Source organism: Amycolatopsis sp. VC5-11 (assembly GCF_037034185.1).
Taxonomy (GTDB): Bacteria; Actinomycetota; Actinomycetes; order Mycobacteriales; family Pseudonocardiaceae; genus Amycolatopsis; species Amycolatopsis nivea.
Genome location: NZ_JBAGKF010000021.1, coordinates 86428 through 100546, shown reverse-complemented (window position 1 = coordinate 100546; position 14119 = coordinate 86428). Strand labels below are relative to the sequence as shown.

General features: G+C 72.0%; 12 protein-coding genes. 3 read left to right on the top strand and 9 right to left on the bottom strand.

The window, feature by feature from the left end; genetic code table 11:
• Positions 1-205: 205 nt before the first annotated feature.
• The 8 genes from WA670_RS38915 to WA670_RS38880 all read right to left on the bottom strand — a co-directional run bounded on the left by WA670_RS38915 (position 206) and on the right by WA670_RS38880 (position 7193).
• Complete coding sequence (locus WA670_RS38915) at positions 206-2125, bottom strand: peptidoglycan D,D-transpeptidase FtsI family protein (RefSeq protein WP_134728571.1); 1920 nt, start codon at positions 2123-2125, stop codon at positions 206-208.
• Entirely contained in the window at positions 2125-2778 is a 654-nt protein-coding gene (locus WA670_RS38910) for a hypothetical protein (RefSeq protein WP_238605451.1), read from the bottom strand. The genes WA670_RS38915 and WA670_RS38910 overlap by 1 nt, the downstream gene beginning before the upstream one ends.
• Complete coding sequence (rsmH, locus tag WA670_RS38905) at positions 2775-3731, bottom strand: 16S rRNA (cytosine(1402)-N(4))-methyltransferase RsmH (RefSeq protein ID WP_336161116.1); 957 nt, start codon at positions 3729-3731, stop codon at positions 2775-2777. The genes WA670_RS38910 and rsmH overlap by 4 nt, the downstream gene beginning before the upstream one ends.
• Positions 3732-3923: 192 nt before the next feature.
• Entirely contained in the window at positions 3924-4355 is a 432-nt protein-coding gene (gene mraZ, locus WA670_RS38900; protein WP_009080393.1) for a division/cell wall cluster transcriptional repressor MraZ, read from the bottom strand.
• A 650-nt stretch (positions 4356-5005) separates the two neighbouring features.
• Positions 5006-5704 (bottom strand): ESX secretion-associated protein EspG, encoded by a 699-nt coding sequence (locus WA670_RS38895; RefSeq protein ID WP_336161115.1) that lies wholly within the window; start codon positions 5702-5704, stop codon positions 5006-5008.
• Complete coding sequence (locus tag WA670_RS38890) at positions 5701-6270, bottom strand: PPE domain-containing protein (RefSeq protein ID WP_037812454.1); 570 nt, start codon at positions 6268-6270, stop codon at positions 5701-5703. The genes WA670_RS38895 and WA670_RS38890 overlap by 4 nt, the downstream gene beginning before the upstream one ends.
• A 22-nt stretch (positions 6271-6292) precedes the next feature.
• The gene (locus WA670_RS38885) at positions 6293-6835 is read right to left on the bottom strand and encodes a DUF3558 domain-containing protein (RefSeq protein ID WP_240690919.1); all 543 of its coding nucleotides are present in this window, start codon (positions 6833-6835) and stop codon (positions 6293-6295) included.
• Complete coding sequence (locus WA670_RS38880; protein ID WP_037812795.1) at positions 6828-7193, bottom strand: hypothetical protein; 366 nt, start codon at positions 7191-7193, stop codon at positions 6828-6830. The genes WA670_RS38885 and WA670_RS38880 overlap by 8 nt, the downstream gene beginning before the upstream one ends.
• 264 nt (positions 7194-7457) lie before the next feature.
• Here WA670_RS38880 and WA670_RS38875 point away from each other — a divergent pair, with 264 nt between their 5' ends.
• The 3 genes from WA670_RS38875 to WA670_RS38865 all read left to right on the top strand — a co-directional run bounded on the left by WA670_RS38875 (position 7458) and on the right by WA670_RS38865 (position 12461).
• Positions 7458-8522, top strand: coding sequence for an AAA family ATPase (locus WA670_RS38875; protein WP_037812456.1), 1065 nt, complete (start codon positions 7458-7460; stop codon positions 8520-8522).
• 32 nt (positions 8523-8554) lie between these two features.
• A complete protein-coding gene (locus WA670_RS38870; protein WP_134669150.1) occupies positions 8555-9826 on the top strand; it encodes a DUF58 domain-containing protein in 1272 nt (423 codons plus the stop codon).
• Positions 9827-9902: 76 nt separating this feature from the next.
• Positions 9903-12461, top strand: coding sequence for a transglutaminase family protein (locus WA670_RS38865; protein WP_336161114.1), 2559 nt, complete (start codon positions 9903-9905; stop codon positions 12459-12461).
• A gap of 495 nt (positions 12462-12956) precedes the next feature.
• Here WA670_RS38865 and WA670_RS38860 read toward each other — a convergent pair whose 3' ends face one another.
• Entirely contained in the window at positions 12957-13361 is a 405-nt protein-coding gene (locus WA670_RS38860) for a DUF3040 domain-containing protein (RefSeq protein ID WP_043827044.1), read from the bottom strand.
• Positions 13362-14119: the final 758 nt, after the last annotated feature.

Genomic DNA, 14119 nt, shown 5'->3' with positions numbered 1-14119 from the left:
CGCGTTCCGGCCCGGATCCGCCGCCTGCGGTGCGTCCGCATTCGCCGCCTGGCCGCTATGTCGGCCGCAGTGAACGCACCCGACGCGCCGTGCGGTGCACACCAGCCGCGACCGCCCGGCCCCCGCGGAAATGCGTGAAGGGCTCCTTGTGGGAATCGGATTCCCTCAAGGAGCCCTTCACGGACAACCGAAGCGGCCGGGGCGGTCAGCCGACGACGAGCGGCACCACCGGCGACGGGCCGTCGGACAGCGGAATCTGGTACCGCTGCGACAGGTACGACGCGATCGAGTGGAACAGCGGGCCCGCGGAATGCCCGGCGGGCAACGTGGTGTCCGGCGCGTCGAGCCGGATGCCGACGACGAACCGCGGGTGGTCGGCGGGCAGGATCCCGGCGAAGGTGATGTTCGCCAGGCTCGAGCTGTACGCCTTGGTGCGCGGGTCGATCTGCTGGCCGGTGCCGGTCTTGCCGGAGATCTGGTAGCCCTCCAGCCCGGCCGAGGGCGCGGTGCCCGCGTTCGGGCTCTTCGCGTTCTGCACCACCGCGCGCAGCATGTCCCGCACCGTTTTCGCGGTCTCCGGGCTGACCACGCGCTCGGTCTTCGGCGGCGCTTCCGGCGTGACCGTGCCGTCCGGGTTCTTCTTCGCCTTCACGATCCGCGGCTCGACGCGCAGGCCGTCGTTCGCGATCGCCTGGTACATCCCGGCCATCTGCACGACGGTCATCGAAAGGCCCTGCCCGATCGGCAGGTTGCCGAACGTGGACGCCGACCAGTCCTTGCGCGGCGGCACGTAACCGGAGCTCTCGCCGGGAAGGCCGATGCCGGTCTTCTGCCCGATGCCGAACTTCTTCAGCAGCGCGAGGTACCGGTCCGGGCCGACCTGCTGCGCGAGTTCCAGCGTGCCGACGTTGGAGGATTTCGCGAACACGCCGGTGGTGGTGAACGTCTGCGTGCCGTGCACCCACGCGTCGTGGACGGTCCGGTCGGCGACCTTGATCGAGCCCGGCACCTCCAGCGTCGAGGTGGGCGTGGCGATCTTGTCGTCGATCGCCGCGGTCGCGGTGACCACCTTGTTCACCGAACCGGGCTCGTACGGCGTGGTGACCGGGCGGTTGTTGAGCAGGTCGTCCTTGATCGTGGACGGGTCGTTCGGGTTGAACGTGCTCGCGTCGGCCAGCGCGTACACCTCGGACGTCTTCGCGTCCATGATGACCGCCTGGCCGCCCTTGGCGTTCGCCTTCGCGACGTAGTCGGCCAGCTGGCGCTGCAGTTCGAACTGCAGGTCGGAATCTATGGTCAGCTCCAGATCGGAGCCCGGGACGGCGGCGGTGAGCACGTGCTCGGTGCCCGGCAGGTACAGGTTGTCGTTGCCGTTCTGGGTGTTCACGATCTCGCGGCCGGGCGTGCCCGCCAGGTCCGCGTCGCGCGATTTCTCCAGCCCGATCACGCCGTGCAGGTTGTGCTTCGACACGTCGGGGTCGTCCATCCGCCAGTTCGCCAGGCCGACGATGTTCGACGCGAGGTTGTCGCCCGGGTATTCGCGTTTGGCGCGCTTCTCCACGCTGATCCACGCGTACTTCTTGACGATCTGGTCGGCCACCGAAGGCTCGACGTTGTCGACGAGGTAGGTGAAGGACTGCTGTTTGTGCAGCAGTGCCAGCTGTTCGGCCTCCGTCGTCAGGTGCGGGACTTTCTGCGCGATCAGCTTCGCCGCGCCGGCCACCTCGGTTTCGAAGGTGCGGCCCTTGTCCGGGTACTTCTTCGCGTACTCGTCCATCGTCTTGTGCAGCGCGCGCAGGTTCACCGACAGCGTGCGGGTTTCCACGCTGAACGCCAGTTTCGCCCCGTTGCGGTCCACAATGGACCCGCGCTGCGCCGGGATGTCGATGGTGAGCGTGCGCTGCCGTTCGGCCGCCGCGGACAGCGCGGGGGCCTCGAACCACTGCACCTGCACCAGTTTCGCGCCCGCCACCACCATCAGCACGACGAGCATGATGCGCACCGCGGAAAACCGGCTGCGCTGTCCGCCGTTGCCCCGTTTCGCGACCGCGCGGCGGGTGCCCGCGGCGTAGGTCCGCCGCGCGCTGCCCGCCGCCCGGGAACGGCTGTTGCCGCCTGCCGCCATCACTGCCCTCCTGCGGTCCCCGCGGGCGTGCCCGACAGGTCGCCTTCGATGCCGCCCTCCGGCGGAGCGACCGGCTGCGCCGGGGGCGCGGCCGTGTCCTGCTCGTCCGGCTGGGCCTTCTTCGGTTCGCCGACGACGGTCGTCTTGCCGTCCTTGCCGACGACGATGCGCGCCGGGTCGCCGCCGGGCACCATGCCCAACTGCTTGGCCGCGGGCGCGAGAGACGCCGGGGACTGGGCCTTCGCGACCTCGCGCTCCAGCCGGTCCTTCGTCTCCATCAGCGAAGCGCTGTCCGTGCGCAGCTTTTCGAGCCGGTACGAATCGGCGATCGCCTGCGTGGTGAACCACAGCGTCGCGGCGACCCCGACCGCCAGCAGCCCCATCATCACGAGCACGAACGACGCGCGCGAACGCGGCCAGCGCAGCTGGAACCGCGTGCGCACGGTCTTCGTTTCGACCCGTTCCGGTTCCGCGACGGGCTTTTTCGGCGCACGCTGGCGCAGCAGGTCGGCCCGCTGCGCCCGCCGGGCGTACGCGCGCTCGGCCGCCGTCGTGCGCCGCCGCGCCGGAGCGTCGGTCTCGGCGACGGTGTTCCGCGGTGCCCGCTCCGCAGCGGTCGACGACGAGCGGCGGGACTTCGTAGGTGCGGTCATCGCGGCTCTCCGATCCGTTGTGCTGCACGCAGCCGTACCGAGGCGGCCCGCGGGTTGTGCTCGATCTCGCGCTCGCCGGCCTTCTCCGCTCCCCGCGTGAGGAGCTTCAGTTCCGGCCCGTGCCCGGGCAGTTCGACCGGAAGCCCTTCCGGCGTCCGGGATTTCGCCAGTTCCGCGAGCGCCTGCTTGACCAGCCGGTCCTCGAGGGACTGATAGGACTCGACGACGATCCGGCCGTCCATCGCCAGCGTGCGCAGCGCCGCGGGCATCGCCCGGCGCAGCACTTCCAGCTCGCCGTTGACCTCGATCCGCAGCGCCTGGAACGTGCGCTTCGCCGGATGCCCGCCGGTGCGCCTGCTCGCCGCGGGCACCGCGGAGTAGAGCAGTTCGACCAGCCTTCCGCTGCGGGTGAACGGTTCCTTCTCCCGTTCCGCCACCACGGCGCGGACGATCCGCTGCGCGAACCGTTCCTCGCCGTAGTCGCGCAGGATCCGGATCAGCTCGCCGGGCGCGTAGGTGTTGAGCACGTCGGCCGCGGTGAACCCGGTGGTCGGGTCCATCCGCATGTCGAGCGGCGCGTCCTGCGAGTAGGCAAACCCGCGTTCGGTGCGGTCGAGCTGCATCGACGAGACGCCGAGGTCGAACAGGATTCCGTCCACTTGGGACAGTCCCAGTCCGGACACCGCTTCGGGCAGTCCGTCGTAGACAGTGTGGACCAGGTCGACGCGGTCGCCGTGCCGCGCGAGCCGCTCCGCGGAGCGCTCGAGCGCGGCCGGATCGCGGTCGAGACCGATCAGCCGGAGCCGGGGGAACGCGGCGAGCAGCGCGTCGGAATGGCCGCCGAGGCCGACGGTCGCGTCGACGAGAACGGCGTCGCGATCCGCCAGTGCGGGGGCGAACAGCTCGACGATGCGGTCCAGCAGCACCGGAACGTGCTCGGCTTCGTCCGCCATGTCTTCCCCCTTTCTGCCGCGAGTGTTTCCGGGGAAGATGCGGCGGATGCCGTCAGGTCCCTGCCCGCCCGCTTGCTGACCTGGCACCGGGGAAGGTGCGCCAGGGTCAAAGAGCGGACAGAGGCCTCACGGCATCCGCGTCGAACGGCGTACCCGCGTCCCCCGACGACGCAGGTGCGCTCAGGGCGTCTCCTAGAAGACGCCCGGCAGAACTTCCTCCCGAGCCTGTGCGTAGCTGTCCTCGTGTTCGTCCAGGTAGCCCTGCCACGCCTGGGCGTCCCAGATCTCGAGCCGGGTGATCGCGCCGATCACCACGCACTCCTTGTTGAGCCCCGCGTACCGGCGCAGCTCCGGCGCGATGGCGACGCGCCCTTGTCCGTCCGGACGTTGCTCGTCCGTCCCGGCGAACAGGTAGCGCTGGTAGGCCCGCACCGCCTCGTTGGTGAACGGGGCTTCGGCGACCTTCCTGGCCATCTGCTCGAACTCGGCTCGGGGGAAGACGAAGAGACAGTGGTCCTGCCCCTTGGTGACCATCAGCCCGCCTGCCAAGGCTTCGCGGAACTTCGCGGGCAGCGTGAGCCGCCCTTTGTCGTCCAGCTTCGGGGTGTGGGTGCCGAGGAACACCGGCCTCCACCTCCCTACCGGATCCGGTTGGCTCCCCGCCCGGTCCCGGCTCGGGGGCTCCCTTCCGCCCCACTGGCCACCACCGTACCCCACTTTTCACCACAGTCAACGAGTCTTGCGCGCGTGCCACTCCGTCGGGTGGCGCGTTTGCGCAGGTCACGGAGGTGGGTCCAGGTGGGGGCGCGGTGGGGGGACCGTGGCGAAGATCCCCCGCACCGGGGTCTCCCGCAACCTCGGAAGGTCTGAAACGTCCGCGTTTCGGCAGCGTGGGGACCCGTGGTGGGGACGGGTGGGGGAACCGGTGGGGGCTGGCGGGGACGCGGGTGGAGCGGGGTGGGGAGCCGCGGTGGGGCCTGGTGGGGGGGGCGTCGTGGGGAGGCGGCGCGAAGTCCGGGAAGTGCGCGATGCAAAGCGAGTGGGGCTTGGTGGGGGCCGCCGTGGGGGCGGGTGGGGAGCCGCGGCGAGGCCTGGTGGTGAGGCCAGCCGGGTGGGGCTCGGCGGGGAGTCCGGCGCAAGCGGCGGCCAACCGCGGTCGTGAGTGGCGATGCCGCTGAGAACCGGCATCGCCGCGCACGAGTCCGCCGCCAGCCGGTCGACCGTCCACTCGCGACACCGGCGCGGCCGCCACCGTCCACTTCAGACGCGCCCCGTCAGCGCGGCGCCAGCTCCATCACCCGCTCGGCCAGCCGCGCGCTGTCGACCGGGGACACCGTCACCCACTCCTGCCCGCCGCGGCCCGGCGAGCTCACCGCCGAATACGCCCCGGCGTCCGTGTCGAACCACGTCAGCCCGCCGGTCCTGGCGAGTTTGCCCGCCCGGTCGCGGACGTGGACGGTGAACTGGCCCGCCGCGTACACCGGCCGGGACTGGATCGCCCGCAGCTCCTCCCCCTGCGCGCCGCCGGGCGGCTCCCCCGCCGCGGGCAGCCGGACGCCGTAACCGGGTCCGGCCGAAAGCTCGGGCAGCACGTCGACGATCGCCGAGGCCAGTTCGCTCTCCCCGATGCCGCGCACGCCGATCGTCCGCGCCGGCTGCACGGCCAGCACCGCGTTCCGTCCGCGAAGAGCGGCGACCGCGCGGAACGGTTCGTCGGCGGTCATGTCGGCGAGCGCTTCGCACTCCACATACCGTTCCGCGGACGCCAGCACGCGGAGGCCGTTCTCCAGCGCGGCGTCTAGACGGCCGTCGAAGAGGCCGCGTTCGCCGAGGTTCCGGTAGACCTCCGCGCGGATCGCGGAGCGGTCGGCGTCGGTCTCTCCCACGCTGCGCACCGAGAGCGGCGCGGGAGGGGCGTCGAGGCCGAGGTCGGCCCACACGATGTCGAACGCGGACGCCGACAGGCTGATCAAGCCGGCCCCGCGCCGAGCGGCGGGACCGCGGGGAACTCGCCTTCGGGCAGGAGCCCGCGCAACGCCGTGTCCCGGGTGCGCAGGACGTCGATCGCCTTCTGCCGGGCGGCCTCGGCTTCGGCGCGCCGCTCGTCCATCGCGGACGACAGCCCGGCCAGCCGCACCAGGTCCCCGCTCGCCGCGGCGGACCGGATCATCGCCGCCGGGTCGAAGTCCACCGGCGCGGGCATGTCCGCGCGCGCCCGGGCGGCGACCTCGGCCTGTCCCTGCACGGCCTCCCCGACCTTCGCCGACACCACGGAGGTTTCGGCCAGCCAGCCGGACGCCTTGCCGAGCACCTTCCGCATCGCGTCGCCGGCGTCGCCCTGCCAGGCCTCCTCGCTGCCCGCGGACAGCGCGATCAGCCCGCCGAGCGAGTCCTCGAGCCGCTGCGACAGCCCGGCCCACCGCGTGCCCGACTCGCCGGCCGCGGCCGGGTCGTTGCCGTCGACCGCCTGCGCGGCCAGCGCCGCGTGGCTGAACGCTTCGTACCGGGCCGTCGGCTCGGGGGCCGGGGTGTCGGTCACGACTTTCCTCCTCGCACGGGGTTCACGGCAGCTTCGGCTCGACCAGCCCGGCCACGTCGCCCGCCCGCGAGCAGGCGAGGTCCGAGTCGGCGAAGTTCGCGTTGTTCACGTCGACCTGCACGCTCTGCGCGCCGCCGACGTCGAGCAGCACCGCGCACGTGCCGCGGCGGCCGGACACCTGCACCGCCTGGTGCGAGCCGACCTCCTTCTTGGTGCGCTTGCCGTCGGAGAGGTCGAGGTTGGCCAGCCCGTTGGTTTCGTCGAGGGTGACCGTGACGCCGAAGGTCGAGGGCACCGTCCAGTCGCAGGCGCGCGCCTCGCCGATCGTCTTCGGCTTGCCCTGCCCGGTGAGCCCGGCCGACGACCGGTCCTGCGGCGAGAGCAGCGTGCACGGGTCGAGCTTGGCCAGCGAAGGAGCGGAGGATGACGGCGGCGGAGCGGGCGGGCCTCCGTCGGCGGGTGCGGCGTGCGAGAGGCCGGGCATCCGGCCGCAGGAAACGAGCATCGTCAGCCCGGCGAGCGGGAGAAGAAGGAGTGCGGCGCGCGCCGCGGAACGGTCAGCCACCGGTGCAGTCCACGCCTTCGGCGGCTTCGCTGTCCTGGTCGCGGTATTTCTCGAGCGCGCCGCCGATGCGTTTCTTCAGCCCGGCGATTTCCTTCCCGAACGCGGTGAGGCTGTCGACCGCCGAGCCGTCGCGGCCGAGGCCGTACTTCGCCATGAACGCGCCGACCTCGCCGGCGTACCCGCCGCCCAGCGGCACCGACCGGCCGAGCACCGCGGCCTCGCGGACCATCTCGCCGACGACGTCCTGCAGCTCGCCGAGCTTCGCGTACGTCGCGGTCGCCAGTTCGGGCGTGACCGCGAACCGGCCGCCGGACAGTCCCGGGAGCCCGGCTTTCCGTTCCGCCTCGGCCTCGCTCATGCGCGGATGCACCTCTTCCGACGTCGAACCGTGGTCGGGCGACTTCGTTTCGGAGCATACGACAGTGCATACGGTCAGCGGGATCACCTGAAAATGCCTCATAATCACCCGTAAGAAGGAGTGCTGAGGTGGCTGGGCGTCACCATGAAACGATCTCGGGGTTCCGCCGCCCGGTTCTCCCGGGTTTGACACACTGGGGAGCACGCTGGGCAGGCGCGCATCCCCGCCGGTTCCCGCCCAGCCATTGCGCCACCAGGAGGTCGAGTGACGTCGAGAATCCAGTCCGCTTCCCCCGCCGGAGGTCACGGCAACGGGTCCGGGCAGCCGCCGTACCCGGCGGTCGAGTCCCCGGACGGGCTGGCAGCGGTCCCGGCGGCCGGGCTCGGCGAACTGCACGACGCCGCGCGCCGGATCGCCGCGAACGTGGAACGCGTCCTCGTCGGCAAGCCGGACGTCATCCGGATCGCGCTGGTGACCCTCCTGGCCGAGGGTCACCTGCTCGTCGAGGACGTGCCGGGCGTCGGCAAGACCTCGCTCGCGAAGGCGCTCGCGCGCTCGATCGACTGCACCGTCAGCCGCGTGCAGTTCACGCCCGACCTGCTGCCCAGCGACGTCACCGGCGTGTCCATCTACAACCGGCAGACCGGCGAGTTCGAGTTCCGGCCCGGCCCGGTGTTCGCGAACATCGTGGTCGGCGACGAGATCAACCGGGCCTCGCCGAAGACGCAGTCCGCGCTGCTGGAGTGCATGGAGGAGCATCAGGTCACGGTCGACACGAGCACCTACCGGCTCGGCGCGCCGTTCATGGTCATCGCGACGCAGAACCCGATCGAGATGGAGGGCACCTACGCGCTGCCCGAGGCCCAGCGCGACCGGTTCACCGCGCGGGTGTCCATCGGCTACCCCGACCAGCAGGCCGAACTGGCCATGGTCGACGAGCACTCCGGGCACAACCCGCTCGCGGACCTGGAGCCGGTGTCCGACGGCGAGACGATGCTGCGGCTGATCGAGACCGTCCGCGGCGTGCACATCGCGCCGGAGGTCCGCCGGTACGCCGTCGACGTCGTGTCGGCGACCCGGCAGGTGCCGGAGATCCGGCTCGGCGCCTCGCCGCGGGCGACGCTGCACCTGGTCCGGGCCGCACGCGCGCAGGCCGCGCTGTCCGGGCGCGACTACGTGGTGCCCGACGACCTGCACACGGTCGCCGTGCCCGTGCTGGCGCACCGGCTGGTGCTCACCACCGAGGCGCACGCCGCCCGCCGTTCGGCGACCGACGTGGTCCGCGCGGTGCTGCACCGCGTCCCCGTCCCCCAGGGCTCGGCCCGCTGAGGCGCGTCCCGCTACCCGAGTAGGGAATCCGCATGCTGCGCGCGCTTTCCGGCCTCACCACCCGAGGCCGCTGCCTCCTCGCCGCCGGGATCGCGGCCGCGGTGTGCTCGCTGGTGCTCAACGAACGCGACCTGCTGCGGGTCGCGGTGTTCGTCGTCGCCCTGCCGCTGCTGGTCGCCGCTTACATTTCGGCGACCCGGCTGCGGCTCGGCGCCGCGCGCTCCTTGCGCCCGGACCGGGTCGCGGCGGGCGCGACCGGCGAGGTCGACCTTGAACTGTGGCGCAGCGGACGGCTGCCCGGCGGCGAAGTGCTGCTGGAGGACGGCGTGCCGTACGCGCTGGGCGCCCGCCCGCGGTTCGTGGTCGAACGGCTGCCGCACGACCGGCGCGTGCTGCTGCGGTATCCGCTGCGCCCGGCCATGCGCGGGATCCAGCAGGTGGGCCCGTTGCGCGCGACGATCACCGACCCGTTCGGGCTGTGCGAATTCGAACGCGAGCTGATCGGCCATTCGCGGCTGGTCGTCGTGCCGCGCGCGGTGCCGTTGTGGGGGCTGCCCGGCGGTGCCGGGGCCGGAGCGGGCGACGACGGAAGCGTCCGGCTGCATTCCGGGCAGGGCGAGCCGGACGTGATCGTGCGGCACTACCGCACCGGCGACGACATGCGGAAGGTCCACTGGCGGTCGACCGCGCGGCGCGACGAGATCATGGTCCGCATCGAGGAACGCCCTTGGCGCGGCGGCACGACAGTATTGCTGGACCACCGCGCCGCGGCGCACCACGGGAGCGGGCCCGCGGCGAGCCTGGAGTGGGCGGTGTCGTTCGCGGCTTCGGTGTCGCTGCATCTGCGGCGGACCGGCCACCGGGTCCGACTGGTGACCGAACACGGCATCTCGCTCGCCGACTCTCCCGCCGACGGCGGCGAGGGGTACGACAACCTGGTGCTCGACGCGCTGGCCGCGCTCCAGCCCGCGCACCAGCGAGACGTGACGCTCGGCCACGACCCGGCCGAGGGACAGGAACTGATCGCGATCCTGGGCACGGTGAGCGCGGAATCGGTGCACGAGCTGACGCGGTACCGGGCCCGTGGAGTCCGCAGTCTCGCCGTCCTTTTGGACACTCCGGCCTGGGCGGGTTCGGCTTCGCCGGACCACCTCGCCGCGGCGACCGAGGAGTCGGCGGAGCTGCTGCGCGGAGCTGGCTGGGGCGTCGTGGTGGCTGGTCCGCGAACGCCGATGCCCGAGGTGTGGGGGCTGCTGTGCCGCGCGGGGACCCACCGGTCGACGGTGATCGGCGGGACGCGATGAAACTGACGAAGACCGTCGTGCGCGGTGATGCCGGTTCTCACCGGCGTCGCCGCGCACGAGCACGCAGGGGGATCCGATGACCACCACCGCTCCCCGCCCGTCCGGCGCGCCGCCGATCCCGCACACCCCGACCCCGCAGCCCACCGATCCGCCGCCCGCGTGGCGGAGCAGCGTGCTGCCGCCGATCGCGGCCGGGCTCGCGACGCTGTGCGCGGCCACGTCGCTGACCAGCGTCGTCTCCGGCTGGGCGTGGTTCGGGTACATCTTCGTCGCCGTCGTGCTGGTCGCGGGCACCGGGCTGGCGCTGCGGTCGCTGCGCGCGCCGACCGTCGTCGCCGGGTTCGGGCAGCTGTTCGTGCTGCTGTTCCTCATCACCGGGGCGTTCACGACCCAGGGCGTGCTCACGATTTTCCCCGGCCCCACCGCCTTCGGCGAACTGCAGGCCACGCTCACCGCGGCGGCTGAGCAGATCCGGACCGGCCTCCCGCCGGTCGACAGCACCCAGCCGATCCTGTGCCTCGTCACGATCGCGATCGGCCTGGTCGCGGTGCTGGTCGACACGCTCGCCGTCGCCGCGGCGGCACCCGCGGCGACCGGGCTCGTGCTGCTCTGTGTGTACGCGGTGCCCGCGGCGCTGTCGGACGACTTGATGCCGTGGTGGACGTTCGTGCTCGGCGCCGGTGCCTTCGCGTGTCTGCTCGCGCTTGACGGAAACCACCGGCACCGCCGCTGGCGCAACCGTGACGCGCCCGGCTCCGGCGGCATGCTGCGGCTCGCGCAGGCCCCGGTGGCCGTGGTCAGTTCGGCGATCGTGCTCGGCCTGCTGGGCGGCGGGATCACCATGGTCGGGACGGTCGGCAAGATCCCGTTCGGTTCCGGCCCGGGCGGCGACGGGGACGGGACCGGCGGCTTCGGCATCGCGCCGTTCACGCAGCTGCGCGGACTGCTCGACCAGGGCCAGAACACCGAACTGTTCCAGGTCCGCGGCCTCGGCCCGGATCGGCGGCTGATGCGCGCGTTCACCTTGGACACCTACACGCCGAACAAGGGCTGGGGCCTGCGCGCCGGCGGCCAGGCGCAGACCGGCGTGCTCGCGAACAGCACGCTGCCCGCCGCGCCCGGCGACGACGGCACCGGCGTGTCTCGGCAGATCCAGATCCAGCCGACGCGCTGGGTCGACAACTGGCTGCCGGTCTACGGCGCCCCGCGCGCGCTCCGGGGCGTGCCGCCGCAGTGGCTGTACGACCGGGTCAGCGGCTCGGTGTTCACCACGACGAGCGAACCCGCCCCGGCGTACGTGGAAACCGCGTCGCTGAAGGAGCCGACCGCCGCCGAATTGCGCGACGCCGCCCCGAAATCCGACGAGGTCCCCGCGCTGTACACGCGGATCGGCCAGGTCGACCCGCGCGTCACGGCGCTGACCGACCAGCTCACCGCGGGCAAGTCGAACAACTTCGACCGGGCGACCGCGCTGTGGCAGTACTTCAGCGCGCAGAACGGTTTCGTGTACGACACGAAGACCGCGGACGCCACCGACGCCGACGCGCTCGCCGACTTCATCCTCAAGGGAAAACGGGGCTACTGCGAGCAATACGCGTCGGCGATGGCGGTGATGCTGCGGGTCGCGCACATCCCCGCGCGCGTCGCGATCGGCTTCACTCCCGGCGTTTCCAAGGGCGACTACCAGTCGATCAGCTCGCAGGACGCGCACGCGTGGGTCGAGGCGTACTTCGGCGACAAGGGCTGGGTCAGCTTCGACCCGACCCCGCTCGCCGACGGCCGCGGCATCGTCCCGCCGTATCTCCAGCAGAACACCCAGAACCCGCACCAGCCCAACGCGACCGACGACCTCCCGACGGCCCCGCGCTCCGCCTCCCCGTCGACCGGCGCGTCGGCCGACAAGACCCACGACCAGGCCGCACCCGCCACCCCCGCCGACACGACCCCGGACGACAGCTGGATGACCTGGCTGGCGCTCGCCCTCGCGGTTCTGGGCGCCGCCGCCGTGGCCACGTCGTACTTCCTGCGCCGCCGCCCGCGTCCCGGCATGGCCCCGTCCGGCGTCCCGCCGGGCGCCACGCCGGACGGGAACGTGCTGGTCAGAAACCCGGTCGCCGCCCCGACCCCGTTGCACCTGGCCGCGTTGTGGCTGCCGCTGACCGGAGCGGTCCTGCTGGTCGCCGCGATCGGCCTGCTGGCCGGCACGGTGTCATGGTGGTTCGCCGCGGTGGTGGTCCTGATCCTCGCCGCGACCGGCGGCCCCGCTGCGCTGCGCGACCTGACGCGCCGCCGTCACCTCCAGACGATCGCCACGCACTCCTCCGGTGCCGCCGACGCGGCTTGGCGCGAGCTGAAGGCCGAGTGCGCGGACAGAGACCTGCCGATCTCCGACAGCGACACGGTTCGCGTGGCGGGCGGGAAGATCGCCGAACGCCACCGCCTGGACGACTCGGGCCGGGAGGCGTTGCGGACTGTGCTGGGCGCGGTGGAACGCAGCTGGTACAGCGACGAGGCGACTCCGGATGCGACCTTGGAGCCCGCTTTCGGACAGCTGCGGGAAAGCCTGCGCCGGACGGCCCCGTTGTCGATGCGCGGTCGGTTGTTCCCCCGATCGGTCATTCGCCGACGACGGTGAGCTTCACGGGGTCGCGTTGGCTGGGGTGTGAAGCCTGAGCCAGCGCGGCCTGGTCTTGCCTAAGCGGCGCGCGCAGATCGCGGTGGGTGCATTTGTTGGGTGCGGTGGGACGAGCCAAACCATCCGGATGCGTTCGGCCGCGGCAAATCCCAGACCGCTGTCCCGCCTCAGCCTTTGCACTGCCGCGCCCTCGCCGCTCTCGGGGGCCGTTTTCCCCGAACTCCGCGCGGCCTGCTGGCTCTGATCGACCTCGGCGAATCCGCTCACCCCGGCACGCTGCGACACCTCGCCCGATCCGGTGCCGTATTCGGCAGCACCGCATGCCCCGGGGCGCGACGCAACTCCTCGTCGCGCATCCCGACCGGGCGCACACGAGCCAGGCCTGCCCCGACAATCCGGGGCGGGAAATGGTGTCCCGCTAGCCGGTGCAGTCCGTGCCCGCGCACGAGAAACCGCGCTCCGCCCCGAGGGGAGAAGCGCGGATTCGCCGTCGTGCTATTGGCCTTCGAAGCGCTGGCGGAAACGTTCCTCCATGCGCTGCGTGAAGGAGCTCTTGCGGCCGGATTGCTTCCCCCCGCCGCCTCCGTCGTCATGGCTGTTCTTGCCGCCGCTGTCGCTGTGGCGCAGCGACGTCACGGCCATCATGACCCCGAAGAACATCACGAGGAACCCGAGCACGCTGACCACCGGCACGTCGGCTACCCGCAATACCGGGATCACCACACCGAGCACCAGCAGCGCAACGCCCACCACGAACAGGGCGATCCCCTGGATGCGCCGACGGCGCGCGGGTCGGCGCAACCGGGTGCCGCGCACCGTGGATGCGAACTTGGGGTCCTCGGCATAGAGCTCGCGCTCGATCTGGTCGAGCAGCCGCTGCTCATGCTCGGAGAGTGGCATCTTTCCTCCTCCGGCACAGCTGTCGCGGGCGCCGGGCCGCGCAACGTCCTGGACCCAACAGCCAACCCCAGGCGGGGTGGCACTGTCCAGGATACGAGCCCCGCGCTCGTCCGACTACCCGATCCCCGATCCGGAAATGATCGAATCGGGGGAAATCCCGCACAACGCGGGTTGACAGTGCGTCACCGCGACGGAAGTCACCCCCATCGGCGCAGTCCAGGGCCCTGCGCCGCCCCGTCGGCCTCCCCCGGGCGGGGTCCCTCGTCACGGAGAGAAACCGTCTCCGCGCCGACCACCCGCCCTGCCGACGCCCCCGCCGGGCCGATCTTCCGCCGATCGGTACCGTCCGCGATTCATTCACCCGGAGGTATCCGGGATCGGCAATTCCTCACCGCTCGAACAGCCCGGCTCCCGCTAACTCAGCGCGACCGACGGAACCCTGTTCCGGGCCTTGCTCGACCGCCTCGAGCCGGGCATCGATCGCCAACTGGGCGGTCATTCCGGTGAATCGCCCACGAATCCGTCGAGGCGGATGAATCCGGCTAGGCGGCCCGGCCGGACAGAGAAGCCTGCGCCCGGACGCGTGCGGGCGTGCCCGCCGCTGCCGTCCGAACGTCTGCGGTGCCAGAACGGCGACGGCCACACGCCCAGCAGGCCTGGGCTTCCCAGCGGTGCCGAGACCTCCCAGCGCGCGATCAGCTCCCGGCCCCGAAGGCGGTCTTGCCCGGGACACCGTGCCAGGCAGCGGGGGCGGGATT

Excerpts from the sequence above, each read along its gene's own strand:
- rsmH (WP_336161116.1), bottom strand. The coding sequence starts at position 3,731 with ATGGCGGACGAAGCCGAGCACGTTCCGGTGCTGCTGGACCGCATCGTC.
- WA670_RS38870 (WP_134669150.1), top strand. The coding sequence starts at position 8,555 with ATGCTGCGCGCGCTTTCCGGCCTCACCACCCGAGGCCGCTGCCTCCTC.
- WA670_RS38865 (WP_336161114.1), top strand. The coding sequence starts at position 9,903 with ATGACCACCACCGCTCCCCGCCCGTCCGGCGCGCCGCCGATCCCGCAC.
- WA670_RS38910 (WP_238605451.1), bottom strand. The coding sequence starts at position 2,778 with ATGACCGCACCTACGAAGTCCCGCCGCTCGTCGTCGACCGCTGCGGAG.
- WA670_RS38915 (WP_134728571.1), bottom strand. The coding sequence starts at position 2,125 with ATGGCGGCAGGCGGCAACAGCCGTTCCCGGGCGGCGGGCAGCGCGCGG.
- WA670_RS38880 (WP_037812795.1), bottom strand. The coding sequence starts at position 7,193 with ATGAGCGAGGCCGAGGCGGAACGGAAAGCCGGGCTCCCGGGACTGTCC.
- WA670_RS38860 (WP_043827044.1), bottom strand. The coding sequence starts at position 13,361 with ATGCCACTCTCCGAGCATGAGCAGCGGCTGCTCGACCAGATCGAGCGC.